Origin of the sequence: Clostridium sp. AF23-6LB (genome assembly GCF_003461085.1) — a bacterium.
In the GTDB taxonomy this organism is placed as follows: Bacteria; Bacillota; Clostridia; order Lachnospirales; family Lachnospiraceae; genus Coprococcus; species Coprococcus ammoniilyticus.
Genome location: NZ_QTWK01000002.1, coordinates 40,924 through 67,665, shown reverse-complemented (window position 1 = coordinate 67,665; position 26,742 = coordinate 40,924). Strand labels below are relative to the sequence as shown.

Genomic DNA, 26,742 nt, shown 5'->3' with positions numbered 1-26,742 from the left:
CTTAGAAGTTGTTGGAAGGATTGGTACAACATAGTATCTGTTCAGGCAGTGACTGTTACAGATGCCACTTGTTTAGATTCGTTATAAGCAGGAGTTTATATAATATGTACCATTGCGGTATAACATTTCACATCTTTTGAAATATTGTACCATACATCTAAAATTTGAATGATGCAGTTGCATCGGGAGCATACATAATTGCTCATCCTTCAGTAGAATTTATTTATAGATTTTATATAAAATGGCGTTTTATATGGCGGGTGTGGAAACCTCGAATATTTACAGAATACTTCGACAATAATCTAAAATTAAATACATACAAAGACCCAGGTGCTTATGCATCTGGGTTTTTGTATGTATTTAAATTGATCCGGTTTCAAATATTTTAAAACTTTTAGTTCACATGATCTGTCATATAAATAGCGGCAGAAAATTTGTAAGTGGATTTTGCAAAATAAACAGTGTAGCCGCTTGCGTTTGTTTTTGCAAACGACTATATTAAATATTAGAGAAAGCGAAAGCTGAAAGACCTGCATAAGGACATTTTATTACAAAGAAGAGGAGACGAGAAAATGGCTACAAATGAAAACAATAATGTTCAGGAAACGACCGGACAGACCCAGAACACGGCAACAGCGACACAGACGCAGCCGAATACAGCTGCAGCACAGAATGTGTATGGAGCACAGCAGGGCTATACATATGGAGCATATGATACGAATGCACAGAATAATGCATACTATCAGCAGAATGCCTATTATAACAATGCACAGGCAAATCCATATAATACAAATTATTATACGCAGATGTCACAGCAGACGACATCGTCGGAGAACAATTATTACAATAGTCAGGTATCCGGAGATGTATTTGACGAGGTATTCGTTGAAAAAGGTGAAACGCCGGTTGCAACATTAAGCAATGGCATGGTTCTGAATCTGATTTCGGGTGAGGGGTTAAAAAATGAGCAGGCAGTACTTACAGATAAACGATTATATTACAATCACCGGGAAGGACTGATCAACCGGATATCTACAAGAGAGATTGTAGATGCAGCAGATATTACCGGTACAAAGATAACAGATAACAAGCCATATTCCATTCTGATCGTTGCGATACTGATTCTGATCGGTTCGATCATAGGAGCTTCATCAGCCGATGATGGCAGTATATTGGCAAGTGGTATCATTGTTGCAATTATATTCCTGATCACATTCCTTGTTTTGATCAAGAAATGGCTAGTGATCGAATATGCAGGTGGACGCATCAGACTTAGCGTAAAAAAATATGGTATGAATAACATTATTGCATTTCAGAAAGCTATCTACAGAGTAAAAACGGAAGTTAAGCAGCATTAATTAAAAAGGAGACAGTCAACCCATAGCAGGTGGGGTGACTGTCTCCTTTTTTTTCATACCGTCTGATCGGATGGAACAAAGATTGGAAAATCCGGGATATTATAAGAGAATACAGCCGTAATTATGATAAGGACGATCAGGAATATATAGCCGATGGCATATATCCATTTGGGGATCCGATGAAGTGGCAGCAGATGTATGGCACTTAAGAACTGCCCGGCAAGAATACCGATTCCATAGGCGGTCAAGTCGATCGCCATGCTGGTACGATCGAAGCCGCCGGATAAGACATAGTAGATGCTTACAATGATAAGATTGGCGATACAGATACCGGTTGAGATCATCAGGATAACTTTATGAATAGAAGGCTGATCGGGAATGTAGTGCAGTGCATAAAGAATCAACATGACGATCAGAGTCGGAAACAGGGTAAGCTTCAGATGCTCCCAGATACTTTCATTGATCGGAGCACACCAGGCAATGAGGCTGTTTTTTCCAAGAATATCATAAAGAAAATGCCAGATACTTCCGAGAATGACAATACAGATCGAAGAAAAGATACCCCAGATAAAAAAGTTATATTTGCCGGAATGATACATAAGAATGATTCTCCTTGTAAGATTTTCATAAAGCGCAGAAGCAGTTTTGTATTTAAAAATAGAATTATATTTTTACCATAATAATTAGCAGGATTCATTGATGCAGACTGCTTGTTTGTGCTATTATATCTATATATTATATTCCGTATAAACAGAATATATGCATGAACAGAAGCATGCAGAAATGCGGGCAGTCAAGCAGTCTGGCATAAGAAAATAATGAGAGATTAAAAGGAGAATGTATACAAATGGATTACAATAGCCTGAGCTTAAAGATGCATGAAGAAAATAAAGGAAAGGTTGAGGTCATTTCAAAGGTAAAGATCAAGGACAGAGATGATCTAAGTACAGCATATACACCGGGTGTTGCAGAGCCATGCAGAAAGATCCGTGACAATAAGGCTGATGTATATAAATATACATGTAAGGGCAATATGGTAGCGGTTGTTTCCGATGGAACTGCAGTTCTCGGACTTGGCGATATCGGACCGGAGGCTGCGATTCCTGTTATGGAAGGAAAAGCTATCCTGTTTAAGGAATTTGGCGGAGTAGATGCATTCCCTATTTGTCTTGATACAAAGGACGTAGATGAGATCGTAGAAACCGTAAAACGAATCGCTCCTGTATTTGGCGGTATCAATCTGGAGGATATATCAGCACCAAGATGTTTTGAGATTGAGAGAAGATTGAAGGAAGAACTGGACATCCCTGTATTCCATGATGACCAGCATGGAACAGCTATCGTTGTATCTGCAGGTCTGATCAATGCACTGAGGTTGGTAGGTAAAGACTTTGATAAGGCAAATGTTGTAATCAATGGTGCAGGCTCAGCCGGTATCTCTATCTGTAAGCTGCTTCTTCAGCTTGGCATCGGAAATGTAGTTCTGGTTGACAAGCAGGGTGCACTCTGTCCGGGTCAGGACTGGATGAATCCGGCACAGGCAGATATGGCAGAGATCACAAATAAAGACAGACAGACCGGAAATCTTGCAGAGATCATGAAGGGGAAGGATGTATTTATTGGAGTATCAGCACCGAATATCGTAACGGCAGAGATGGTAGCATCCATGGCAGCCGATCCTATCGTATTTGCTATGGCGAATCCGACACCGGAGATCATGCCCGAGGAAGCAAAGAAGGGTGGCGTTCGTGTTATGGCGACTGGACGTTCTGACTATCCAAATCAGATCAACAATGTTCTGGTTTTCCCTGGTATCTTCCGTGGCGCACTGGATGCAAAGGCTACAGGAATTACAGAGGAAATGAAGATGGCAGCAGCAAAAGCAATCGCATCAATTGTAACCGATGAAGAATTAAATGAAGAATATATTATTCCGGGTGCATTTGATGACAGAGTAGCAAAGGTGGTTGCCAAGGCAGTTGCGGATGAAGCACATAAGCTTGGTATAACAAAATAATAAAGGCTTGCAGAAATGTCCACTGGCAGAAATGTCGTGGTAATTCTTATAAGGTAAGCAGGTTTTGACAGAAAGGAGACCTAATATGACAGATGATTTTGTGACACTTACGATTGAGAAACAGAAGAATATTGCACTGATCGCACATGACAGCAAAAAGGCTGAGATGATCGAGTGGTGTAATGATAATAAGGACATACTGAAAAATCATTTTCTCTGCGGAACCGGAACAACAGCCCGGATGATCGCAGATAAGACAGGACTGCCGGTGCGAGGTTACAACAGCGGACCATTAGGCGGTGATCAGCAGATCGGTGCCAAGATCGTAGAGGGCAGAATCGACATGGTGATCTTCTTTTCGGATCCTCTGACAGCACAACCACATGATCCGGATGTAAAAGCGCTGCTTCGTATCGCGCAGGTGTATGATATTCCAATTGCAAATAACAAGTCGACTGCAGATTTTATGATCAATTCCAAATACATGGATCAGGAATACGATCATAAGGTGATCAATTTCAAGAAGAATATCAGACAACGTGCAGAAAGTCTGTAAACGGTATATCTTATAAATTTACAGGAAAGACAAACATATAAAAATAAAAACAGTGCCTGGTTTTAATACTGTCAGATTCACGGTGGATTCGTGGAAATGGTTGTATCGGTCAGGCACTGTTTTTGTATGCAGAAAAAAATGAAAAGAAAAAACGCTCTGCGCAAAAAACAATTTAGAAATTCTACTGTTGGTTAGAAAATGCTTCGTTGGTTTGTTCTATAAAAAGACAAATTTTGACAGAATACAAAAGAGAAGGTTGAAGCATATTAATCCGGAAAGCAATATGGAGAGAGATTAGTGAAGATTAACAGAACGTTTCTAGGACAACGGTTGAAAGAAGCAAGAAAGAAAAAAGGTCTTACCCAGCAACAGTTGGGAGAATTGACTGAACTCAGTGATAAATATATCAGCAGGATCGAAACAGGTAAGGCAGATATGTCACTGGATTGTTTTGTTGCATTGATCAATACGTTGGAGATATCTGCTGATTATGTTCTTCAGGACAGTTTGTATATGGATTATGAAATTGGGGATGACGAGAAGAAAAAACATATCTCATATCAGAGATTTGGGGCTGAGAAAACAGAACAGTTGTTATATATGCTTGATAAACTTACAGCAATGATGAAATAAGTACAAATTATATTATGGGGGGGAATATTATGATTCGGATTGCGGTTTGTGATGATGAGCAGCATGTTCTGGACGAGATCAGTCAGATGACAGCAACGTATATGAGAAACTGTAATTTCAATTTTCAGATTGATACATTTTGCAGTGGCGAGGAGCTGCTGATGGAGATCGACCAGAGCGGGATGTATCAGATCGTATTTCTGGATATTGAGCTGACGGAGATGAATGGGATCCGGGTGGCAGTACAGCTTCGGAAACAGTATCCATCTATGCTTCTTGTATTTGTGTCCGGGTACAGTGAATATTATCGGGCGGCCTTTGATGTCCAGCCATTTCAGTTTTTAGATAAACCGGTAAATGAACAGACCTTTCTTCCTTTGCTTGACAGAATTATATGTCATGTCAGAAACAATATGGAAATTCTTCCATTCTATTATAATCGCACGTATTACGCTATTAACATTGGAGATATTATTTATCTGGAGAGTAACCGCCGGGTGATCACGGCTGTTTGTGTCTCCGGAATATTTGAATTTTATGATAAACTTGAGAATCTGGAAAAATATCTGGAGGAGCACCAGCAGCATTTTGTCCGGATCCACAAATCCTATCTGGTCAATACCAGTCATATCAGGGAGCTTCGATACTCAGAAGTTATCATGAGTAATGGGATGGAGCTTGCCATCAGCAGAGACAATAAGAAATATGTCCGGGAATATTATATGGACTGGATCGGGGGAGCAGGCATTTGAGTTCTATTCTGTCGCTGGCATCTAATCTTTTTTATATCTGGACAATCCGGTTATTTGGAAGTTCTGGTTGTATATCCGGAAAATGCAGGAAAATAGCCGGGAAATCTCAATATCCATGGAAACAGGCGGCTGTTACAGGCATTTATCTGGCAGTGTTTATGATCGCTGCGGAAAAGCTTGTTTATCGTTATTTTATTATGGTTGGAAGCCATGCTGATGTTGGAAAAGAAACTTTTATAAGGCTTCAGATATCTGCTGTATCTATTTCAAGAATTATCCTTTTAGTATTTATAAAATTGAATATTCTGGCGTGGAGAATGCTGTGGAGAAGTCATCATGCAAATGTTGGTGCACCCGATATGGATGAGACTTGTCCGGATCCACTACTGGTCTTGCAGTATAAGGTGACGTTTGGAGATTTTGTGGAGGTATTTTGTGTTCCGGTAATAACTTTGGCATTGTTTACACATTTTCGGACGGCATGTGGAGAAAAACATTTTCCGACCATTGTACTGCTTCTGTATGCGGTCAATATATTATCCAGTAACCTGTATCGTCAGGAAAGAAATGGACAGATACGGGAAGTGAATGTCCGGACGATGCGTGCGGAAGCAGAACAGTATAAGGCATATAGTTTTTCTCTGGGAAAGGTCTGGCAGGAATTTCGGAAATTTCGTCATGACCTGAAGAAGCAATATATGCTGGAATGTGTGTATCTGGAAAATGGTCAATATGAGCTGCTGCATCAGGAATATGAAAAGGCACTGGCAGTTGTGGTGGCAAAGGAGGTGATTTCCGGGCATGTTCTGATCGATGCAATTTTGTCCTATAAAAAGCGGGAAGCATCCGAACGGGGAATTGAGATCACGACATGGATATCAGTGCCGATCGATCTTGCGATCAATGACCATCATTTGAATATGCTGCTTGGAAATATACTGGACAATGCCGTAAAATATACGATTCGTGGGGGAAAAATAGGGATCAAGATTTTATATGACAGGAGCAATCTTATGATCGTATGCAGGAATACGATCAAGGAAATGACGGCAAACAGCATACAGATCAGCGGACCAGTCGGTGGGGCAGAAAAGCAAATACCCGGATTGCGTAACGGGCAGGCGGAGCGGAATCCGCATGGTCTGGGGCTTCAGATCGTGCAGGAAGTAGTGGCATTTTATAATGGAACATTTGAAATAAAAAAGAGTGAATTCGAGTATGTAGTGCGTGCTTTTTTGGAATTGCAATACCAAAAGTTACATTGAGACATGCTATTTATTACATCAACGGTTTTTCGCAGGTGATTTTTTGTATAGTGATGTTACGGGATATATGAAGGGATTCCGATAAACAAAAATGGAAGGAGGGTAGTGACAACATAAAAAAATAAACCAGAAAAATTTATAAGATGTCAAAAATGGTGCAGGTCTGGAAGCGCAGCATATCGGGAGATTCGCTTAGCTGCTTCAGGTCTGCACTGTTTGTATGTATTGATTCAGACATAACGTTCAAATGTCAGGTAGATCCTGCCTTTCCGGGTTTCATGTCCACAGCCTTTATAGATGAATTTGCCATATCCGCGGATGGACAGAGTATCCTCCGGTTTCAGGTTATAGCTGTTATTTTCAAGAATGCGATTGTTTAAAAATACTTTTTTTTCACGGAACAGGGCGACAGTCTGGCTTCTGGAGAGCTTCGTGATAGAAGCAATGGCAGCATCGATCCGTTCTGAGGCAGCAATGCACTGAAATTCTTCCAGTGTTGGTACAATATCCGGCAGGTCATCATCCGGGCAGATGATACAGCGGACATTGGTATGTTTGATGCGGGTAAGATTATCAGTGATGTAATCTGCGATCGAAGATACACAGAACACATAAGCGGTATTTCGTTTTCCGCTTCTGGAGGATTCTTTCATAACAATATCACCGGTCATTTCACGTTCAATACCAAGGTTCATCAGAGAACCCAGAACGTCGCGGTGAGTCAGCTCGTCTGAAAATTTGTCCAGTAATGGTGTGATCTGAAGTATGGTGATCGGAAATGGAAGTTCATATCCGGTCATATCCTCTGATCCAAAGCGGATCATAACACGGTCACATCCTTCCCGGCCACCGAAAATCTGATATGGTACATGGTTGATGTCCGGCAGGATAGAATAGAAAATATCCAGATCGGATGCAGACAGAAAATTCGTAAAGGTATAGATATTCTTCTGATAGGCTTTATTTGCAAGATCCTTGAATCGTCCCTGTAATAATGCATCTGTATTCATGTGGTTTTCCTCCTGCGCGGCTGTGTTGTGTTCTTTCAATCTATGTAGAATGATAGGATTATTGGAACAATTTGTAAAGGGGGGAAAGAAATCTTAACTTTTTTGAAATATTCTTGACAAAATCTATACAAACGTATATATTGTGTAAAGCGTCTGGCGCGATAGAAGAGGATTCCGAATACGGGGTCAGTAAGATTGTGACAGACGTTATATATTTGCATAGTATTTTTTTCGAAAGATGAGGAGTTCAGTTTTGAGCTCCTTTTTCTTTATATCTGACGGAGAAATTAGGTATTGTTGCATTCCGGATTTTATTTTTTAAGAAGAAAATATAAACGCTTCGCGATATAAAAAAGTATCCTGAACAAAAAATGGCATTTTTCACAATATTTTCAAATTTTTGCTGCTGTAAAAAATCGTAAAATGTCGAAAAGTATCGCACGCAAATCAAATTTTATTTGATTGAATTTGGCTGTTTGAGTAAAGAAATAGTAAATTTGACAAAATGAGACAGGCAAAATCCGTCAAAATATTCATAAAGCTATCATATATAGTAAAATTTGTGCAAAAAGAACCATAAAACCCGGAAAACTTTATTTATTATGCAATATTTACAAATTTGAATGAATTTGTTATCATAGCACCATAAGAGATGGACAGGAAATAAAAACGAACATCTTGAAAGAAGTTACTACAGTGTAGTAAGTTAAAAAAGACAATTACTTAACATTTGAATAGATATGATGGAGGATTCCCAATGCACGAATTCGTATAATCCCTATATTACGATGTAATGTACCCCATAACCCCCAAACCCCCCCAAACCCCCCCTTTTTGGAATCCTCCATGACCTCTCCTTTAAGAATGAGCCTCAGTATTAATTACTGGGGCTCAAGCCCTTTCTATACACAATTTTAATTTCTCCCGGATTTTTATTTATGATTTAATTGATACATGCAGAAGGAATGGTATAAACCGATCGCTGGATGTCGATACTCTTTTATAAAGAAAGGAAGCCGGAATGGCTTATATACATGGCGGTTTCTTTTTGTATGAAAAGAGGAATGGGATATGTTATTTAATAGAAGAAACAGGACTGCAGACCAGGTATATCCGGGGATGCGCCAAAGCCGGAAGCATGGTGTGGATAAGAAGCGTCATTTGGGTAAACAGAAGGGCGTGGATGCGGTTCAGGCAGAGCTGATGGAGCATTATCAAGATTATATGGAAGAATTTGCGGATGAGCTGTCGGCGTTTGGGGTTGTGCAGGAGATGGAGAAGGACCGGGAGATGCTGGAGGATGAGCAGTAGTTTGCCTGATTCGCATATACTCCTGCACAAACTCGCCTCCGGCTCAAATATGCGCCCGCATATGCTGGCAAGCTGTATTTTATAACGAAAATCTCACTGATATTCATTACAGGGGATGTTCAACTAGATAATGCATCTGTGAAAAATATGCGTACAAAGGCAATTCGAATATCTACAAAATCAAAAACTATTTGCTTAAAATAGTGTGAATTTCTGTTGGGTGGCTGTCGTTCAAGCACTAAAAGCAAGAGCGCCAGCCACTTTAAATTTTTTACAAATTCAAATGTAACAAATACTATTATTGAACATTCGCATTATACAGTTCCTTAAAATAAGAATCTGTATGTAATAGTTCTTCAAAAGTCCCTTGTCCGACAATCTTCCCTTCTCTAAAGAGAATAATTCTGTCAAAACCGGCAATGGAATTTAATCTATGTGCAATCGCAATGACCGTTTTATCTTTCATTTTTTGCATAACCGATTTCATTACAATCTCTTCTGTTAAATTATCCATTGCAGATGTTGCTTCATCCAAAATGACAAGTTCAGGGTTTTCAAACCACAAGCGGGCGAAGGCAAGTCTTTGTTTTTCTCCACCTGATAAGCAGGTTCCTTTCTCACCAATTTCAGTATCTAAGCCTTCCGCAAGATTCTCAACCAAATGAGATAGTTGCACTTCACTCAATGCGTCCAGCATTTGTTCTTTTGACACGTTCTTTTCAAATACCAGATTTTCTTTTATTGTTCCATCAAAAACGGGAACATCCTGCGATATATAGCTGACTTTGTCATACAAATTATTAAGGCAAATTCCACTTAACTCCATATCACCTAAGCAGATTTCTCCCTGATTGTATTTTAGTAATCCCAGTAATATCTTAATCACAGTGGATTTTCCAGAGCCACTTTCTCCTACAAAAGCTATTTTTTGTCCCCTTTTTATGAATAGACTCAAATCATCAATAATTTTCCGTTCTTCATATTGGAACGATAAGTTTTTTATCACTATATCACCAATGTCCGTATTAATTGCGTTACCATTTCTTAATTGATTATCATCTTTTAAATCTAAAAATTCTTCAAATCTCTTATAGGATGCCTTGTCCAATTTATATTGAACATAAAGTACATTAAAAATAGCGATCGGCGTGTAAGCATTTTCAATCAGCGCAATGAGTGCAACTATAGAACCCACTGTAAGATTTTTTGTTTTCCATGCGTAAAATAAAATACCAATATCTAACATTGCCACAAGTAGCGCAAATATTGTAAAAAATGCTTCATGAATCATATTCATTTTTACTTTTGATGATACAATATTCTCTTTGGCACTACGAGTTTTCTTTATTTCACTCGGAAACTGTTTGCTCATACGGAATACCAACATTTCCATAAAGCCCCTGACCAGAAAATGATTGAATAGCTCCTCACTGTTCAAAATCTTTTCTTTTATTTTGTATAGAAACTTTAGTAGAATATTGGTTATTATAAAAATAAGCATATAGCCTACAAACAAAATGTAAGTAATTATTTTATCAATCTTCCAAATAAAATATACACTAAAAACAATGGTAGGAAGTAAATCACGAATCAAACGTAACCAGAAATTGAATACTACATTTCTGCCTGCGGATGAGCCATTCTCGATCCTTTGAACAAGTTTTCCAGTACCTATTTTCTGATATTCCGTATAATCGATTGTACTTATTTTTCTAAGCGACAAAAGCTTAAAATCCAGATAAATACCATACTCCAATTTCTTTTCTGGATAATTATCCAGATAATTCATACAATAATTTACCAGCAAAATAAGACCGTAGGTTATAACTCCTGCAAATGTAAGTGTTCCAGTCGCCAATCCGTCAATAACCTTCTGAAAATAGTCCGTCTTGTAATTAGCCATAAATGCATTAAATATACCTAGTCCAATGTAAGCTAATACCCATATTCTGTTATTCTTTAGAATTTCTTTTATATAGCGCATAACTGTACTCCTTTATATATTGTAGTTCAATCATTTGGACAGTACAGTTAACGACTGCTAGCAAGTTTATTTTCACCTCAGCACAATCTGCCAACAGTTTACATCAACTGTACTGAGTAATTATCTCGGATATATTTCATATCGTTCTCACCTCTTTCAAATAAAGTATTTCCGTTAATCTTATCATATCAAGTCCCAATATTCTAGCGCCATTTCTATAATTTGTTACCAGATTTTCTTTCCCTTATTTTCCCTTATGAGAGTTCGTAAATAAGGGGAGAACGATATAACACGATACAAAATGTAATGAAAAGGACACTTAATAGTATAGTTATAGTTTGGGTGTGATTTTAAGGCTTGCTTAATTTGAAAATACATGTATAATTATCATATAGAAATACTAGGAAATAAAAGCGATGAAACAGGAATGACTGGAGAAAGAGATAATAAGCAGCGAGATAAACTGAGACAGAGTGAGAAGTTTTTATAGCATAGGATAAAGTTACAAAGGAGACGAAGATATGGCAAAGTTGATTACACCGGAGATTTTTCAAAAGAATACAGCAGAAGATTATTTGAAAGCGGCGATCGATACGGCGGAATGGATCGATACGTTGGCGATTAAGACGGAATATGGAAGAATCTGGCAGGCGTTGCCGGAAGGACAGGATGGATATCGGGAGGATGTTCCGTTATTTACGCCGAAGAGTATGTATGACGGTTCGGCAGGTATTGGTATTTTCTTTATCCGGCTGTATGAAGCAACCGGAGACACACGCTGGCTGACTGAGGCGGAGGAAGCAGCGGCGCATATCATTGCAACGAAGGTTGGCGTGGAATGGTATCAGACGACGCTTCATTCAGAGGTAAAGGGTATTATTCCGGTTCCGGGCTGGGCGGCAGGCCCTTACAATGGCCCGGTTGGTGAGGCGTATTTCCTTGAAGACCTGTATCAGGTGACAGGAAAACAGGCGTATCGGGATTATGTATTATATGTTGCGGATGTCCTGCTTGAAGCAACAGTAACTGATAAGAGAGGACTGCATTGGAGTGATCAGGAGGATATCACCGCAGATGGCGGATTTATCGTATTCTTAGATATCCTTTACCGTAAGACCGGTATAAAGAAATATCTGGAGCTGGCAAAGGAAGGACTTACATATGCAATGAATATCGCAGTTGGAGATGAAACCGGACGATTGATTCCATATCAGGATCATCCGGTAACAGGTCCGACGTATGACAAATATTATCTCAGTACATGTCATGGCCCGGTTGGAAGTACGCTGGCATTTCGTGAACTGTATGAGATTACCGGAGAGGAGATCTACCGGAACTGGACGATCGAATTATCGCGCGGTATCGTCCGTGCCGGTGCGCCGGAGAAACATTCCTGGGGCTTCTGGAACTGCCAGTGCCAGTGCTGTGGAACAGCAGGTATTCTGGAGCATTTTGCTGCCATGTATGAATATACCGGAGAGAAAGAGTTCTATGATTATATGATCCGTACGGCTGATGTGATGCTTTCCGATTCGGATCACCGGACACCGGGACTTCGTACCTGGTATGACAGTTGGTGGAGAACGATCCCGACCAGAGTTGTGAGCTATCCGGGACTGTATGTTGGTGTGGCAGGTTGTGCATCCTCGCTACTTCGTACCTATGCGGCGCTGACAGGTAAGAAGCTGACCAACCTGTACGAATATCATTTCTTTGAGAAGTTTTAAGCGGAGCCTTATATAAAAATGTAGATCATGCTTCTAAGGCTACAGTGATTTCGGTAATGTAGTCTTGCGGGTCTTCGGCAGTGAAGCTATCTATAACATTGTGTTCCAGATATTCAGAGGAAGTATGGATGTTGTGCTCATGTTTAAAGGTCATCAGGCGGTCGTAAGTATCGCCGATCGTATCCCAGTGACCGGTGTGGTAGGCGGTGAGATATTTTCCTGCAGGCAAGGTATGGACAGGAAGCCCGTAAGGCTTGTTATCTAACAACAGGGCGACATTATCATAGACAGCGTACTTATCTGATTCGATATGGGAAGCATGCTGGAAATATGCCATATCATAATCATTTTTAAAAGTAGAACCGACCGTTAGCAGAAGATTGATCAGGTCATCGGTTTTTCGATACAGTTCAGCATCTGTAGCGGTCGGTGCTTCTGCATAGAGATAGTATCGTTCCGGGAAGTCAGCAATAAAGATGGCTGTCGGATCGATCTGCATAGCGAAATGGATCTTGCTCTTTTGCTGCGAGATCCATTTTTCCATGGAGCGTAATTTGGCAATCTCCGTATTGATCTGATGTTCACGTTCTTCTAATATATGGAGCATCTTTGCCGGATCACGGTTGGCAAGCTGCTGTTTGATCTCTTTTAACGGCATACCGAGGTCTTTTAATAAAAGGATGGTGTCAAGGATCTCGGTCTGATAGATCGAATAATAGCGGTAACCATTTGGCTGGGTGAGCTCCGGCTGAAATAAACCAATCTCATCATAATGAAACAGGGTTTCTTTTGTTATTCGCATGATCCTGGCGAACTCGCCGGTCGTCATATATATCTTTTTATTCATTTGAATTTCCTTTCATTTTCAAAATTACACTTGACTATAGGGTTACCCTATAGTATATGCTTGGCTTTGTCAATTAGAAAAGTGTTATAAAACGGAGAGGACTTGTTAAAATGGGTAAATCATTAAATCGTCGCATTACGCCATGGTCGCTGCTGAGCTTTGCAGCACCGTCAATCATCATGATGGTATTTATGTCGTTGTATACCATCGTGGATGGTATCTTTGTATCCCGATTTGTCGGAAGTAATGCATTATCATCGTTAAATATCGTATATCCCGTAGTAAATGTGGCGATCGCCATTGCCATGATGCTGGCATCGGGTGGAAATGCGATCATTAGCAAATATCTTGGAGAGGGAAATAAAAAGAGAGCATGTGAGAGCCTGACTCAGTTTGTCACGGTATGTATTCTGGTCAGCCTTGTGATCGTGGTGATCAGTCAGGTGTTCCTGACAGAGATATCCAGACTGCTGGGTTCTAATGAAGTGCTTTTGACAGACTGTAAAAGTTATCTGGGAATGGTGAGCTTATTCATTCCTGCCTGTATGTTGCAAACGTTGTTTCAGATGTATCTGGTCACAGCGGGACGGCCAACGATGGGCTTGCTGCTTATGATCGGTGCAGGTATTGTAAATGCTGTTCTTGATTACGTATTGATCGTGATCTGTGATATGGGAGTTGCAGGTGCGGCACTTGCAACAGGAATCGGTCAGTGCATTCCCGCGATTGCCGGACTTGTATTTTTCATGTTCTCCAAAGGTGAGCTTCGGTTTACCGGATTCAAGCTTTCCTTGCGGGAGCTTGGACATGCCTGCTATAACGGTTCTTCAGAGATGGTATCAGAGCTTTCAAATTCTGTTGTAACGGTATTGTTCAATCTTGTTCTGATGCGTCTTGCAGGAGAAGCCGGAGTTGCGGCTATCTCGATCCTGCTGTATGGACAGTTCTTATTCAATGCATTTTATCTGGGATTTACAATCGGGATCAGTCCGATCGTTGGGTTCCAGTATGGTGCAAAGGATAAGAAGAAGCTTCGGAGTATTTATAAGATTGCATTCCTTTTTGTGGCGGTATCGGCGATTATTCTGACGGTTATCGCAGAGGCGCTTGCGACCTGGATCATTACGGTGTTCACACATGATCCGGCAACATTTGAACTGGCAGAGATCGGATTCAAGATCTTTGCGATCAATTTCCTGTTCAGTGGATTAAATATCACATCCTCCGGTTTCTTCACAGCCCTTTCAAATGGTAAGGTGTCGGCGATCATTTCATTCAGCCGGACATTTATCTTTACGGTGTTAAGCCTTCTGATCCTACCGCATTTTCTTAAGATCTATGGAGCATGGCTGGCTGTACCGATCGCAGAAGCGGTGACGCTTCTTGTGACTGTGCCGTTTCATAAGGTGTATTTTATTGGCAAGGGGGAGAAGAATTATCTGCGGGGGTAAGTAATAGTGATAAAATTTTATAAGGATAATAAAGAAATACAGTAAAGAGAAAAGCAGGGCGGTTTCGGTAGATAGAAATCAGTCCTGCTTTTGTAGTAATTCGATATAAATTTGTAGATAGCGATTCAAGCGATCTATTTCAGTTGGTGTTCCAGTGTAAAGTATATTTGATATTTCTGGTGGCAGTTTTGACAGCGTACTGTCTTCAGATTTTCCGAATACAATATAATCCAGACTACAATCATACAGATGACAAAATTCAATTAAATTTTTTAAGGAAAGACTGGATTTCCCACATTCGGTATGGGATATGTGCTTAGGACTTACACCAAGCTGGTCAGCTAGAGTTTCCTGAGTAATATTATGGGACTTTCGTATTTCGGCGATTCTTTTTCCTATTGCTATTAAAACATTACTTTCCATACGTGTTCTAGACCTCCTAGATATAGTTTATGTGTAAATCTATGCATTTATAACACTTTAAAAGGTTTAGTAATATTTTAAAATGGTACTTAAAAGGTTTGATTTGAGGGAGAAATGTGATATAATGTGTAAAATCCAAGAAGCAAAAGCTAACACATAAGGATTATAAAAATATATCTTGATAAATGAGACGTAAGGAGGAATTCATATGAAATGCGAATGTGGAAGAGAATATGAGGGCAGCTTTTGTCCTTCATGTGGAAAGCCAGCATCCCAACAATTATCGACGAGTCAGGGAACAACAAATCAAACGACAGAGGGATCAAATACACAAAATCAACAACAGGTATCGAGTAATCAATACGCAACTCAACAGACCGTAGGATATCAGCAGACAGGTTCTGAAATGAAAATGAATCAGGTAGCATATAATCAGAATTATTATACGAGTCAGGGAATATCGAATCAGAATGCTTATAATGGAACATATAATCAGGGATATTATAATAATTCGGGAGCCGTAAACCAGAATTATTATAATGGAACATATAATACTGGGGCATATCCAAGACAAGAAGGAGGAGCCGCAAAAGGATTTTCAATAACAGCCATGGTATGCGGAATTGTTGCTTTATGCTGTTCTTGTTGTTTTTATTATATTTCATTTCCTACGGCAATTGTAGCCGTTGTTTTTGCATATTTATCTATAAAGAAACAGGCAGCGGCTGGAGCAAATCGAGGAATGGCAATAGCCGGAATGGTGTGTGGAATTGTTGCTTTAATACCAGCAATGATCGTATTGTTATGTGGAGCAAGTTTGCTTGATGAAATCTAATAAGTTTAAACAGATATATGGTTTGTTTTTTAAAAGAAGTGTGGCATTATGGATATTTATATTTTTGTTAATGGGGGTACTTGGCATAAAAGTCTTTCACATATCCTTAATAGATTTGATTCCGGCGCATTGTATTTTATACGAGAAGTATGGATTATATTGTACCGGGTGTGGGGGAACAAGGGCTGCAGTAGCATTAATGAATGGACATTTCGTTAAAAGCTTTATATATCACCCTGCTATGATATATTCGGTGCTCTTGCTTATGTTATTTGTATGTTCTGATATTATCAATAATGTATTTAAGACTAAAAAAAAGAAATTACAATTGAGTCCTGGCTGCTTTTACATAATGGTTGGAATCATAATTGGACAATGTCTTATAAAAAATATTCTTTTAATTTTCTTTAATTACAAAATAATATGATACACTTTCAAGGAGACAATATATGAAATGTTGGAATTGTGGATGCGAAGTTAATGATAATTTTTGCTCAAATTGTGGAAAAGCAGTTGGACAGCAGCCAGTAATGGACAACAATTGGGTGAAACAGAATACCTATAGTAGCCCGAATGCATATGGGTATTCATCTACATATAATCAAAATTACATTACGGATACGACGGGAGATAACTATAATCAAACTCCTGAAGAGGAATTGAATCCATTAGTAGGATTTCAAGGGAAATGTTTTTGGGTTGTTACTATTCTGGGAGTTATATTTGCTATTATCTTTTTTTCTAATGGAGATATATTGAGCGGAATTTGTTTAGTAGGTGGAGCATTTACCTTATGTCCACTGGTATTGAATCGGTTACCTAAGAAAAGACAACGTGCTATGGGTTTTGTAACCATTGTTCTTATAGGTGGAGGGTTGTTTTTTACGGGTGATATGGATTGGATAATAGAATTATTAATATGGTAGTTGAAGGAGGAGAGATTGATATATGAAATGTATATGTGGACATGATTTTGATGGGAATTTTTGCCCTTATTGCGGTAGATCCGCAGGCAATATGCAGAATCAAACAAATAATATATCCAATATTAATTTGAACAATTCAAGTGACTCGGAGGAAAAAGAAAGCGGATCAAAGATATTGAGGGAAGCCTATCATGAATCAAAGATGGCACGTTTGAAATGGATGTTTATTGGAATGTTTCTTGTTGCCATTATAGCTTTTCCAATGGGACATACCATATCGGGTATTACATTTGCGATAGCGGGAATATTGGCAATGCCCTGGTTGATAAAAAAGGCAGGATCAAAGAAAGTTCTGTTGATTATCGGCAGTGCCATATTGGTGTTGCTTGGTATTTTTACCTGGTACTGGGATGATGCTTTGAGGGAAGAGGGCTGTATTGAATATATTAAGACATATCCGATGGCGACCGCAGATTATACGATAGAGGACTTTTTTGGATTTGCTTATAGTGAGGATGAACTGGATTGGTCGTATGAGAAAGTTGATGATAAAGAATATGTAACAGTCAGTTTTACAGAACCGGATGGTGTGGATGAATCTGTAATATTTGGTTTTAATAGTGATGGCTATCCGGTATTACATGATGTAATTTATGATGGCAAATCAAATGAAAGTCTTTTTGAGGATTACAATAGCCGTTTGTTTGGTGAGAGTGGGACAAAACAGGATAAAACAGAGGAAAGCGTGGTTACGACAGAGCAGCAGACTGTAAATACAACGGAGGCGGCGGAAGAAAAGAGTGAGAAGGCAGATGTATCTTCCGATGTGTATTATCTAATGGAGACTATAGATCAGGATCCATACTGGAGCGTTCAGGTAAAAAATGCGCGTGTCCGGGCAAGAAATGATGGTCAAGGTTTGGAAGTCCATTGCACGGTTTATGTCTATAATAAGGATGAAATGACATCTGGATTTGTATCATCCAATATATTTAGTGATGTTGACAATGATGGAGTAGCCTGCAAAAGAATCTGGTCAGATTGGGAATCTGGCAATTTGGCGGGAAATACAGGAGCTAATGTGGAGGTAGTTTTTGATTTTCCTGCAAATGCAAATGAAGATACCAGTCGCATCAGCATGACAGTGTGTGGAAAATATAAATTATGTCTGGCAACCCGGCCGGGATCAGATGTAACACAGGATGAATCCGTAAGTTATAACGAGAATGATCTGTATTGGTATACAAATTATAGTGCTATATATACACAAGTAGGAAATGGTTCCAATCTGCAGGTTATTAATATGAGTGATCGTTATTTGCAGTTAATGTATAGTGGCTATACATTGTCATGGTCGTTTGAATTAATACCGGATTATATTAATGAAAATGGGGTATTTATTTATTATTCAGATGGTGCAATGCTGACATATAATCCTCAATATGAAAGAATTTATCTGGCTATATCTGACCGGGATTTGTTTAATGAATATGGAGGAATATACGATAAAAGTGAGTATGAGTATACACCATAGATAAATGAATAGAAGAAAGGGAAGGTGAAAAATATGTTTTGCAGTAATTGTGGAAAAGAATTACAGGATGGATGGGCGGTATGTCCAAATTGCGGACAACCTGTAGAACAGGCCTCACCGGAGCAAATATCCGGATCTGGTCAGTCTCAGAATATAGAATACAATACTCAGACTTTTGATTATATTCAGCCTGATTTGCAAAATGACCATAATGATAGAGAGAGCAAGAAGGGAACAGAAACAACTTCATTGACAGGATACCAGAAGTTTCGTTTTTGGAGTGCGACGGTATGTGGCATCATAGTTGCTGTAGTGTTTTTTATTATGGGACAGTATCTGGCTGGAGCAGTTATGATGTTGGCTGCTGTATTATTTTGCCCTCTGATCTTAGGAAAATTTGGCGGATGGAAACGGGCGATATTTATATGCTTCGCTATCCTGGCAGCAGGTTTATCTGCAGAGATCTACTATGCTTCGAATGGGAAAAAGGATGAAGCTTCCGATAAAGTCACTACAAAACAAAGTGAGGTTTCCGAAGATCAGACAGAAATGATAACAGATGCATCAGAGGATTTGTCAACAGATACATCAACAGATGCTCAGGTTACGGAGAAAAATAGTTCAGAGAATACAAGTGAGGCACAGACTGCATACAGTGCAGATATGGTTATTGATTCCGATATGTCAGCACAGGTAGAAACTGTAAATTATACAGGTGTATATTATTTGCCTTACATAAATTATGACGGTGCAGCATGTGACGAAGTAAATAAAAGAATCGAGAAGCTTGCACAGAAATACATAGAAAATACAGATGAATATGGATCGGGTTGTATGGGAATCAGTTATAAATGGACTCTGTATGGCAATATATTATCGTTGATCATACCGCTTCAATTTGATGCAGATATGGTTGAGTATAATGTGTATGTTCTGGATCTGAAAAACGATAAGCTGCTTACGAAGAAGGATCTGCTTGCAGAACTGAATATAGATGAAGCAGATTATGAACAGGATGCACAGGATGCCATGGATGCCTGCTTTTATTCATTGTATGGAAGCTTTAAAGATACAGATGACTATTATGATGTCGTTTACAATGAAACAATAGCGTCTGAAAATGTTGCAGAGGCACTTCCATATATTGATGAAAATGGAACCCTGGGAGCTGTTGCAAAGATTTATTCTATGGCAGGAGCAAATTATTATTACCATATGGTTACGGTATTGGCGTTGGATGGAGCCTGTGAATATAGCGGAGAAAGTGATAATTATAATTCTAAGGTGCTCGCCAATACAGATAACCAGTCAGGCTCACAGGAAACAGGGGATACTTCAGATTCCGAGTATATGCTTCCGAATAGTGATTCTGAATACATATCAGATAGTGACCTGGATGGGCTGACACCGGATGAATGCCGTCTCGCCCTTAACGAAATATATGCCCGCCATGGAAGAAAATTTAATGATCCGGATTATCAGGCATATTTCAATTCCAAGAGCTGGTACAATGGAACGATTGATCCGGATGATTTCGATGATACAGCAATGTTTAATCAGTATGAGCTTGCAAACAGGGATTATATCATCGATTATGAGAAACGGATGGGGTATCGTTAGAAATATGTGATCGAATAAAATCAATCAGCTCATGATTTATACGTTCATTTTTTTCTTCGTCTTCCATGTATTCTGGAAGTGGTAGATCCGGTTGGCATTCACCGCAGATATCGATGCCGCATACGGTTTCATGGCTTAAGATGATGCCAAGCAGATGTTCCAACATATCAAGTGTCATGTCGCCCTGATTCCAGTTGGTTTCTGTGAAACGGGTAGAGAGAACATCTTTATCAATAGAAATATAAAATGGGACACCTGAGAGGATGTTTGCTGATTTCTTTCGGGCAGTCTCATTTTTTAGTTCTTCAGCAGAAAAGGTCAGAAGACGGTCTTTGCGTACTGCATCAATCTGGAAAATGTCGGCTGCTTCCGGTCCGATCAGAATTAACTGTTTCAGATTTGGATTCTGGTCCAGAACAAGTCCCGCCCAGTCACCACAGCTCATCATTCCGTCAACGAGTGGTCGCTGCATATCTGTATGGTGGTCGAATACTACGAGCGAGAACGGTCGTTTGATCTGGTCGGTTGTTATCTTTGTTACATAATGAAAATTCCCGGAGTCAATAAAATGGATACCTTTGATTCCATATGGCATGATTCGTTTCCGGATCTCGGCAGCGGCTTCATCTGAACAATACAGGTCGCAGCCTTCAATGTCAGAGCAGTCGATCCAGTGAAACCGTGGGTTATCCTTCATATCTTCATCGCAGTATACATGCGTAAAATCCAGGATGTAGTTGTTTGGTTTGTTGTTCATTATCAAAACTTCTTTCTTCAATGCATTCCGCAAAATCAGCATCCTTGCGAGCAAATAATTTTGCGTTCATTATATCATGGTTCAAAAATAATGTACAAATCTTGTATAAACGGACAAAAAATATAAAAATAACCTTGTATAAACGGACAAAAATGCAAAAATAACCTTGTATAAACGGACAAAGATATGGCATAATATATATGAAAATATGAAAGAAGGTGTAGAATGAGAAGAAAAATAAAAAATGATATTTTGAATTTTTTGAATCAGGATGCCAAAAAGAAGGCTTTGCTTGTTACTGGAGCTAGACAGATCGGTAAAACATATATAATTAGAGAATGTATAAAGGAAACCACAGCTTCTTTTGTTGAAATCAATTTTATTGAGAATAAAGAGGCAAAAAAATTATTTTCGGATTTTAAAAATACACGCGATTTTTTGCTCAGATTATCGGCATTTGCAGAAGGTGAATTAATAAAAGGTGAAACGATTATTTTTTTGGATGAGGTACAGGAGTGTAAGGAGATAGTTACGGCAATAAAATTTTTGGTTGAAGAAGGAAATTATAAATATGTATTAAGTGGTTCTCTTCTTGGTGTTGAATTAAAGGATATTCGATCAATTCCTGTCGGATATTTGCAGGTTATAGAAATGTATCCTATGGATTTTGAAGAGTTCTGTATGGCAAACAATGTGAGCCAACGGATATTGGACTCATTAAAGGATTGCTTTATAAACAAAAAAGTCGTAGATGAAGTTATACATGAAAAAATGTTGGAATTATTTCGCTTATATTTGATCGTTGGCGGAATGCCAGAGGTGGTTAAGCAATATATTGATACAAATAATATTCAGAATGTTATTGATTTGCAAAGCCAGATTATAATGCAATATAAAAAAGATATTGCTAAGTATGATCCGGAAAGCAAATTATATTTGGAAGACATATTTGATCTGATTCCAAGTGAATTGAACAATAAGAATAAACGATTTATTATGAAAAATCTTAATGAAAATTTTAAGCTTTCCAGATATGAGAATAGTTTTATATGGCTGAAGGATGCAGGGGTTGCGCTTCCGGTATTTTGTGTATCGGAACCCATGTTACCGTTGCTTATATCCAAATCGACTAATTTATTTAAGTTGTTTCTTGCAGATGTAGGACTTCTTACAGCCATGTATGCAAATGGAATTCAAAAGAAAATGTTGATGAATGAGCTCAATATAAATTATGGTGCAATATATGAAAATGTTGTTGCACAGGAGTTGAAATGTCATGGATTTAATTTGTTTTATTATAACAATAATCGATCTGGAGAATTAGATTTTATTATCGAATATGAAAATTGCGTATTGCCTATTGAGATAAAATCAGGAAAAGATTATGAAAGACATGCGGCTCTTAATAATTGCATGAAAAATCCTAGATATAATATTCATGAGGCGTTTGTTTTCTGTAATGGTAATGTAAATAAAAAAGACAATATTATATATTATCCTATTTATATGGTAACATTTTTGAATAAGGAAAAAAAACTGGGAGATATGATATATAAGCTTGATCTAAGCGCATTAATAGAATAAAAATAATTCTATGTTCATTCCATCAGATAGACATAGACAAAAATTCCTCTGCATACATTGTAAAAATGAGATTTGTAGGGGAATTTTTTTGAGAGATTATATTGAGGAAAGAGCAGAAGAAATTGGACAATATATCGTGGAAAGCGGAGCAACGGTCCGGCAGACAGCAAAGAAATTCGGAGTAAGCAAAAGCACGGTACATAAGGATGTAACCGAACGTCTGGTAAAGATCAATCCATTTCTGGCGGCAAGGATTCGCGTGGTTCTGGATGTAAATAAAGCGGAGCGGCACATCCGGGGAGGAATGGCGACGAAGGAAAAATATCTGCATGAGCGGGAAGAACAAGAGGGACAATGAATAAAAATATTTGTATAGATTGGTATAAGGCGAAAAGATATGGAGTCAGAAAATGACATGAGATGATGATGCAGAGAGGCAATTTGGAAAAGATTGCTTCTCTTTTTTAGTTTACTTGTGTTATCAGATGAGATTGGTTAAAATAAAAAATAGATATAACAAGGAGAATGTACGAGAATAAGGGGTAAAAGATAGTTAACGGAGGCGATTACAATGAGACAGAAGTTATGGAGAAAGAAAAAGTTTGTGGTAATGGCAGCGGCATTTGCATGTATTGCAGCTTTGTCCGCGTGTGGGAAAAAAGATACCGATTATAATGTGGATGTAGGTAATGGAGATGGCGGAAGCGTTCAGAGTAAATATAGTATTCCGGAATCGTGTGATACCACATTTGACGCAGGATCGACCGGGCTTAAAGAGATCCGGTTGACAGATTCGGATATTACTGTGCCGAATACCGGTGCAATGTATGTAGCTCCGGTAAAGATGAAAGAGATCGATCCGGAATATCGAAAAAATCTGGTAGAAAAGTTATTTGACACAGATAAGGGTGTCTATGTCTATTATGATATGGAGAATATGGACAAGCTGTCAAAGGAGGATATTCAGGAATATATCGATCTGTACGAGCAGCAGAAAAAGGCAGATCCGTCACATGCCGCGAATTATGATTCGGATATTGACCGTATGAACCGTTTGCTGCAAACGACTTCAAAGCAGAGAGAAAATGCGGGAGACTATTCCGCGGATGAATATATGGGTACAGTTGGTGATCTGGAATACAGAATCAGTTTTCCTCAGGAAGGGGAAAATGATACGCTTTTCCGGATAAAGGAGGATCTTCTGCAGTATCGTCCGATGGAAGGTGCGACCGGTGTATTCACATCCAGCCTGGAAGAATACAATACCGGCTTGGGTGATGAATATGGAGAGTTGGAATCGGATATTAATGAATGTTCACTATCGGTAGATGAGGCAAGGCAGATTGCTGAAGAATTTCTGTCAAAGATTGGCGGATCGGATGCGATTTTACAGAGTGAATCGGATCTGTGCTGGTTATATCGGAATGATGGTGAATCCGATCAGGAGCTTCCGGTTGTTGTCGATGGATATTCCTTTGAATATATAAGATCTGTCGAGGATCAGCCTGTGTCAGATGTAGCGGTCTGGACCGCAGATAATCTTCGTCAGGCAAATGGATTTGTGAATGTCCCAATCGAGAAATATACGATTCAGGTAGATGCAAATGGTGTAATTGAAGCTCTCTGGAACAGTTATCTGGAAGCGGATGGCAGCCCACAGGCGGTGGAACTGTTATCCTTTGATGAGATGCTTAAGAAAGCAAATGAGTCTATAGCAGCATATTACACCAAATATCCGACAGCATATAAGCAGATTGCATTTAACGATATTACGTTGTCTTACTATCTGAAACAGAAGGAAGATGGAAGCGGATTTGAATATGTTCCGGCATGGATTCTTGCAGAATACGAAGATCCTGCAGATCATGAGCTCCCGGAGCAGGTCGTAATTCTGGATGCCAGAGATGGCTCTGCCCTCGACCTGATGAAGCTTGCCGAAGCAGTCGGCGGCATTTCCAGCGCAACCGAATAGAAAGCACAGCTTGTTTGTTACAGGACAGACTACGATACACGGTGGACATTCGGCTTGCCACCCTAGTTGACGGTGGAGGTCGGCGTGATGCTCTGGCTGGTACCTCCGGCTGTCAGGGTGTAGGTGCTGCCAACTTCAAGCTCCGGGCAACTGACGATGACAGAATTGTAGGACTTTGAAGTTTCATGTGACAGGAGTACATTTCCATCGGCATCGGTCAAAACAACAGTGGTTGTTCCATTTGTATTTGATGAAAGCGTTAGCATGTAGGAACACTGGGTAGAATCCGAGCTGAAGCTCTGCGCCATGCCGGAGTATCCGGTTGACAGGAAGTAACCATCTGTAATGGTTGCGGAGATGCCGTAGTCCAGTGCACTGTCGCCATTGCTCTCCGGTCCTTCGACATATACAGTTCCACCATTCATGTAGAAATAACCATTGCTGTTGATGCCATCTCCATCGGCGTTGATCGTAACAGTGCCGCCATTGATCGTGAGGACACAGGATTCGTCGGCATCCATGTCAAAGCCTCCTATGCTGCTCGGTGCATTCCCTGGCATCTGTTTGTTGTCAGGGAACTGTGTATTTTTGGAGCTTGCAGCATTGTCAGAGGAATTTGAAGTCTGGGTTTCTGAGGTGACGGCATTTGCATTCATAGTCACAACACTGTTGTTGGTTGAATTATCATATGGATCGGATTTGTTATCCTTACTATTCACACCTTTCATTTCTTATTTGATTTGCCCCGATTTATGTGGCTGTATACCACTGATCGATTCTGGTGCAAACAAGTTGCGCTTTCTATTCGGTGTATATGCCTAATTTGCTCATGCTCCTGTGCTACGAAAATGCAGCCCAATAATTGCTTATTGTAAAAAAGTTTCTATCTATAAAATAACAGCTATAACTTAAATCAACTTAAAAATATAGCCAAAGTATACCGCACCTGCTTTTATATCGCAAATTAAAAAGACTCGTAGTTTGGGATATTCCGGCTGCTGGCGCAGCGACCGGAATATCCATGTTTGCCAATCTTTTTAATTGCGATATAGGGGCAGGTGGGGTATAATCAAGAGTGAGTTGCCAGAGGTTTTTCTGGCTGAGAAACAGAAAAGGGGTTATCCTATGAGATTTATTCATATAGCGGACGTCCATCTGGGCGCCGTTCCTGATAAAGATAAAAGCTGGAGCAAAGAGCGGGCAGACGAGATCGAATCAACATTTGACCGCCTTTTGGCTGTGGCAGAAGAACGCAAAGTAGACCTGCTGCTGATCGCGGGAGATCTGTTCCATGCACAGCCATCCCTGCAGGATCTGAAGAGTCTGGATTATAAGCTGTCGAAGCTCACAAATACAAGAACGATCATGATCGCGGGAAATCATGATTATATCAGTAAAGGATCACCGGCAGAGAGTTATGAATTTACATCGAACACAGTGCTGATGCCGGCAGACACATTCAGTAATGCATATCTGGACGATATCAATGTCTGTGTGACAGGATTCAGTTTTGGACAGGTGGAATATACAGAAGATGTCTATGCGGATATCATGCCGCAGATGGAGGATGTGGTCAATATTCTGCTGGCACATGGTGGAGATGAGAAGCATATTCCGATCAATTTTCGGCAAATGGCAGAGGCGGGATTTGACTACTGCGCGTTGGGACACATCCACAAACCAAAGCATATCGTGAAGAATAAGATGGCATATCCGGGTTCGTTAGAGCCGCTTGACCGGACAGAGACCGGCAGACATGGATTTATCTATGGACAGATTAAGGATGGCGAGACAAAGATACGTTGGGAGCCATTTAACTGTCGAAGTTATATTAATCTGGGGCTTGCTGTGAAACCGGAATATAGCGAAGCAAAGATTCTGGATGTTCTTGCGAAGCAGATGGAGAATATGGGGACACAGAATATTTACCGTATTATTCTGTCCGGACATATGGCAAATGGATTGAAACCGGATTTTTCAGGTCTGATGAGAAACTACCGTATCTATGAGATCGTGGATAATACATTGTGTGAGTACGATCTGGACAAGCTTCATCTGGATAATGAAGATAATCTGCTTGGAAAGTTTATTGAACGATTCGCGGATGCAGAGGACGAGATCAGCAAACATGCATTAAAGTATGGGGTAGAAGCAATACTTGCAACTGGAGATAAGTGATC

The 26,742-nt window shown here is 39.5% G+C and carries 25 protein-coding genes; 18 read left to right on the top strand and 7 right to left on the bottom strand.

Annotated elements, in window-relative coordinates; genetic code table 11:
• The first annotated feature begins 572 nt into the window (after positions 1-572).
• Positions 573-1,358 carry a hypothetical protein gene (locus DWY07_RS04825; RefSeq protein WP_117822369.1) on the top strand — a complete coding sequence of 262 codons (786 nt, stop codon included), beginning with the start codon at positions 573-575 and terminating at the stop codon, positions 1,356-1,358.
• A 53-nt stretch (positions 1,359-1,411) separates the two neighbouring features.
• Here the strand turns inward: DWY07_RS04825 and DWY07_RS04820 are convergent, their stop codons facing one another.
• Positions 1,412-1,957, bottom strand: coding sequence for a DUF6512 family protein (locus DWY07_RS04820; protein ID WP_117808078.1), 546 nt, complete (start codon positions 1,955-1,957; stop codon positions 1,412-1,414).
• A gap of 248 nt (positions 1,958-2,205) precedes the next feature.
• Here DWY07_RS04820 and DWY07_RS04815 point away from each other — a divergent pair, with 248 nt between their 5' ends.
• The 5 genes from DWY07_RS04815 to DWY07_RS04795 all read left to right on the top strand — a co-directional run bounded on the left by DWY07_RS04815 (position 2,206) and on the right by DWY07_RS04795 (position 6,581).
• Entirely contained in the window at positions 2,206-3,375 is a 1,170-nt protein-coding gene (locus DWY07_RS04815) for an NADP-dependent malic enzyme (RefSeq protein WP_117808079.1), read from the top strand.
• A gap of 85 nt (positions 3,376-3,460) precedes the next feature.
• Entirely contained in the window at positions 3,461-3,931 is a 471-nt protein-coding gene (locus DWY07_RS04810; RefSeq protein WP_021944671.1) for a methylglyoxal synthase, read from the top strand.
• Between the two features lie 297 nt (positions 3,932-4,228).
• On the top strand, positions 4,229-4,564 hold the full coding sequence (locus DWY07_RS04805) for a helix-turn-helix transcriptional regulator (protein ID WP_021944672.1): 336 nt from the start codon (positions 4,229-4,231) through the stop codon (positions 4,562-4,564).
• Positions 4,565-4,593: 29 nt separating this feature from the next.
• Positions 4,594-5,316 (top strand): LytTR family DNA-binding domain-containing protein, encoded by a 723-nt coding sequence (locus DWY07_RS04800; protein WP_173784027.1) that lies wholly within the window; start codon positions 4,594-4,596, stop codon positions 5,314-5,316.
• Positions 5,313-6,581: a GHKL domain-containing protein gene (locus DWY07_RS04795; protein WP_117822368.1), complete on the top strand. Its 1,269-nt coding sequence runs from the start codon at positions 5,313-5,315 to the stop codon at positions 6,579-6,581. Before DWY07_RS04800 ends, DWY07_RS04795 begins: the two co-directional genes overlap by 4 nt.
• Positions 6,582-6,811: 230 nt before the next feature.
• Here the strand turns inward: DWY07_RS04795 and DWY07_RS04790 are convergent, their stop codons facing one another.
• The gene (locus tag DWY07_RS04790; protein ID WP_021944675.1) at positions 6,812-7,591 is read right to left on the bottom strand and encodes a YlmH/Sll1252 family protein; all 780 of its coding nucleotides are present in this window, start codon (positions 7,589-7,591) and stop codon (positions 6,812-6,814) included.
• A 1,071-nt stretch (positions 7,592-8,662) separates the two neighbouring features.
• Between DWY07_RS04790 and DWY07_RS04785 the strand changes: the two genes are divergently transcribed.
• Entirely contained in the window at positions 8,663-8,902 is a 240-nt protein-coding gene (locus DWY07_RS04785; RefSeq protein ID WP_021944676.1) for a hypothetical protein, read from the top strand.
• A gap of 298 nt (positions 8,903-9,200) precedes the next feature.
• Here DWY07_RS04785 and DWY07_RS04780 read toward each other — a convergent pair whose 3' ends face one another.
• Positions 9,201-10,886 carry an ABC transporter ATP-binding protein gene (locus DWY07_RS04780; protein WP_117822367.1) on the bottom strand — a complete coding sequence of 562 codons (1,686 nt, stop codon included), beginning with the start codon at positions 10,884-10,886 and terminating at the stop codon, positions 9,201-9,203.
• A 521-nt stretch (positions 10,887-11,407) separates the two neighbouring features.
• On the opposite strand from DWY07_RS04780, the gene DWY07_RS04775 reads away from it, so the two are divergent.
• Positions 11,408-12,613 (top strand): lanthionine synthetase LanC family protein, encoded by a 1,206-nt coding sequence (locus DWY07_RS04775; RefSeq protein ID WP_117822366.1) that lies wholly within the window; start codon positions 11,408-11,410, stop codon positions 12,611-12,613.
• A gap of 25 nt (positions 12,614-12,638) precedes the next feature.
• On the opposite strand, the gene DWY07_RS04770 is transcribed toward DWY07_RS04775, so the two are convergent.
• Positions 12,639-13,460, bottom strand: coding sequence for a MerR family transcriptional regulator (locus DWY07_RS04770; RefSeq protein WP_117808086.1), 822 nt, complete (start codon positions 13,458-13,460; stop codon positions 12,639-12,641).
• A 110-nt stretch (positions 13,461-13,570) separates the two neighbouring features.
• On the opposite strand from DWY07_RS04770, the gene DWY07_RS04765 reads away from it, so the two are divergent.
• Entirely contained in the window at positions 13,571-14,911 is a 1,341-nt protein-coding gene (locus DWY07_RS04765) for an MATE family efflux transporter (protein WP_117822365.1), read from the top strand.
• Between the two features lie 78 nt (positions 14,912-14,989).
• Here DWY07_RS04765 and DWY07_RS04760 read toward each other — a convergent pair whose 3' ends face one another.
• Positions 14,990-15,334 (bottom strand): helix-turn-helix transcriptional regulator, encoded by a 345-nt coding sequence (locus tag DWY07_RS04760; protein ID WP_117822364.1) that lies wholly within the window; start codon positions 15,332-15,334, stop codon positions 14,990-14,992.
• Between the two features lie 208 nt (positions 15,335-15,542).
• Between DWY07_RS04760 and DWY07_RS04755 the strand changes: the two genes are divergently transcribed.
• The 5 genes from DWY07_RS04755 to DWY07_RS04735 are packed head-to-tail and all read left to right on the top strand — an operon-like array spanning position 15,543 to position 20,249.
• Positions 15,543-16,169 (top strand): DUF4190 domain-containing protein, encoded by a 627-nt coding sequence (locus tag DWY07_RS04755; protein ID WP_117822363.1) that lies wholly within the window; start codon positions 15,543-15,545, stop codon positions 16,167-16,169.
• Positions 16,159-16,596: a DUF2752 domain-containing protein gene (locus DWY07_RS13575; RefSeq protein WP_117822362.1), complete on the top strand. Its 438-nt coding sequence runs from the start codon at positions 16,159-16,161 to the stop codon at positions 16,594-16,596. Before DWY07_RS04755 ends, DWY07_RS13575 begins: the two co-directional genes overlap by 11 nt.
• A 22-nt stretch (positions 16,597-16,618) precedes the next feature.
• On the top strand, positions 16,619-17,095 hold the full coding sequence (locus DWY07_RS04745; protein WP_117822361.1) for a zinc ribbon domain-containing protein: 477 nt from the start codon (positions 16,619-16,621) through the stop codon (positions 17,093-17,095).
• A gap of 22 nt (positions 17,096-17,117) precedes the next feature.
• Positions 17,118-18,629 (top strand): hypothetical protein, encoded by a 1,512-nt coding sequence (locus DWY07_RS04740; protein WP_117822360.1) that lies wholly within the window; start codon positions 17,118-17,120, stop codon positions 18,627-18,629.
• Positions 18,630-18,662: 33 nt separating this feature from the next.
• Positions 18,663-20,249, top strand: a complete 1,587-nt coding sequence (locus tag DWY07_RS04735) for a YARHG domain-containing protein (protein ID WP_117822359.1) — start codon at positions 18,663-18,665, stop codon at positions 20,247-20,249.
• On the opposite strand, the gene DWY07_RS04730 is transcribed toward DWY07_RS04735, so the two are convergent.
• Positions 20,215-21,006, bottom strand: coding sequence for an arginase family protein (locus DWY07_RS04730; protein WP_242997304.1), 792 nt, complete (start codon positions 21,004-21,006; stop codon positions 20,215-20,217). The genes DWY07_RS04735 and DWY07_RS04730 overlap by 35 nt on opposite strands.
• Positions 21,007-21,231: 225 nt before the next feature.
• Here DWY07_RS04730 and DWY07_RS04720 point away from each other — a divergent pair, with 225 nt between their 5' ends.
• The 3 genes from DWY07_RS04720 to DWY07_RS04710 all read left to right on the top strand — a co-directional run bounded on the left by DWY07_RS04720 (position 21,232) and on the right by DWY07_RS04710 (position 24,562).
• The gene (locus DWY07_RS04720) at positions 21,232-22,590 is read left to right on the top strand and encodes an AAA family ATPase (protein ID WP_117822356.1); all 1,359 of its coding nucleotides are present in this window, start codon (positions 21,232-21,234) and stop codon (positions 22,588-22,590) included.
• Between the two features lie 88 nt (positions 22,591-22,678).
• Positions 22,679-22,948, top strand: a complete 270-nt coding sequence (gene spoIIID / locus DWY07_RS04715) for a sporulation transcriptional regulator SpoIIID (protein WP_117784465.1) — start codon at positions 22,679-22,681, stop codon at positions 22,946-22,948.
• A 213-nt stretch (positions 22,949-23,161) separates the two neighbouring features.
• The gene (locus DWY07_RS04710) at positions 23,162-24,562 is read left to right on the top strand and encodes a DUF6034 family protein (RefSeq protein ID WP_117822355.1); all 1,401 of its coding nucleotides are present in this window, start codon (positions 23,162-23,164) and stop codon (positions 24,560-24,562) included.
• A 62-nt stretch (positions 24,563-24,624) separates the two neighbouring features.
• Here DWY07_RS04710 and DWY07_RS04705 read toward each other — a convergent pair whose 3' ends face one another.
• Positions 24,625-25,281 (bottom strand): hypothetical protein, encoded by a 657-nt coding sequence (locus DWY07_RS04705; RefSeq protein WP_147340241.1) that lies wholly within the window; start codon positions 25,279-25,281, stop codon positions 24,625-24,627.
• Between the two features lie 406 nt (positions 25,282-25,687).
• On the opposite strand from DWY07_RS04705, the gene DWY07_RS04700 reads away from it, so the two are divergent.
• A complete protein-coding gene (locus DWY07_RS04700) occupies positions 25,688-26,740 on the top strand; it encodes a DNA repair exonuclease (protein WP_226801102.1) in 1,053 nt (350 codons plus the stop codon).
• Positions 26,741-26,742: the final 2 nt, after the last annotated feature.

Coding starts and splice junctions, on each gene's coding strand:
- DWY07_RS04710 (WP_117822355.1), top strand. CDS start 23,162: ATGAGACAGAAGTTATGGAGAAAGAAAAAGTTTGTGGTAATGGCAGCG.
- DWY07_RS04800 (WP_173784027.1), top strand. CDS start 4,594: ATGATTCGGATTGCGGTTTGTGATGATGAGCAGCATGTTCTGGACGAG.
- DWY07_RS04790 (WP_021944675.1), bottom strand. CDS start 7,591: ATGAATACAGATGCATTATTACAGGGACGATTCAAGGATCTTGCAAAT.
- DWY07_RS04720 (WP_117822356.1), top strand. CDS start 21,232: ATGAGAAGAAAAATAAAAAATGATATTTTGAATTTTTTGAATCAGGAT.
- DWY07_RS13575 (WP_117822362.1), top strand. CDS start 16,159: ATGAAATCTAATAAGTTTAAACAGATATATGGTTTGTTTTTTAAAAGA.
- DWY07_RS04730 (WP_242997304.1), bottom strand. CDS start 21,006: ATGAACAACAAACCAAACAACTACATCCTGGATTTTACGCATGTATAC.
- DWY07_RS04760 (WP_117822364.1), bottom strand. CDS start 15,334: ATGGAAAGTAATGTTTTAATAGCAATAGGAAAAAGAATCGCCGAAATA.
- DWY07_RS04745 (WP_117822361.1), top strand. CDS start 16,619: ATGAAATGTTGGAATTGTGGATGCGAAGTTAATGATAATTTTTGCTCA.
- DWY07_RS04810 (WP_021944671.1), top strand. CDS start 3,461: ATGACAGATGATTTTGTGACACTTACGATTGAGAAACAGAAGAATATT.
- DWY07_RS04755 (WP_117822363.1), top strand. CDS start 15,543: ATGAAATGCGAATGTGGAAGAGAATATGAGGGCAGCTTTTGTCCTTCA.
- DWY07_RS04775 (WP_117822366.1), top strand. CDS start 11,408: ATGGCAAAGTTGATTACACCGGAGATTTTTCAAAAGAATACAGCAGAA.
- DWY07_RS04785 (WP_021944676.1), top strand. CDS start 8,663: ATGTTATTTAATAGAAGAAACAGGACTGCAGACCAGGTATATCCGGGG.
- DWY07_RS04700 (WP_226801102.1), top strand. CDS start 25,688: ATGAGATTTATTCATATAGCGGACGTCCATCTGGGCGCCGTTCCTGAT.
- DWY07_RS04765 (WP_117822365.1), top strand. CDS start 13,571: ATGGGTAAATCATTAAATCGTCGCATTACGCCATGGTCGCTGCTGAGC.
- DWY07_RS04825 (WP_117822369.1), top strand. CDS start 573: ATGGCTACAAATGAAAACAATAATGTTCAGGAAACGACCGGACAGACC.
- DWY07_RS04820 (WP_117808078.1), bottom strand. CDS start 1,957: ATGTATCATTCCGGCAAATATAACTTTTTTATCTGGGGTATCTTTTCT.
- DWY07_RS04815 (WP_117808079.1), top strand. CDS start 2,206: ATGGATTACAATAGCCTGAGCTTAAAGATGCATGAAGAAAATAAAGGA.
- DWY07_RS04740 (WP_117822360.1), top strand. CDS start 17,118: ATGAAATGTATATGTGGACATGATTTTGATGGGAATTTTTGCCCTTAT.
- DWY07_RS04780 (WP_117822367.1), bottom strand. CDS start 10,886: ATGCGCTATATAAAAGAAATTCTAAAGAATAACAGAATATGGGTATTA.
- DWY07_RS04735 (WP_117822359.1), top strand. CDS start 18,663: ATGTTTTGCAGTAATTGTGGAAAAGAATTACAGGATGGATGGGCGGTA.
- DWY07_RS04770 (WP_117808086.1), bottom strand. CDS start 13,460: ATGAATAAAAAGATATATATGACGACCGGCGAGTTCGCCAGGATCATG.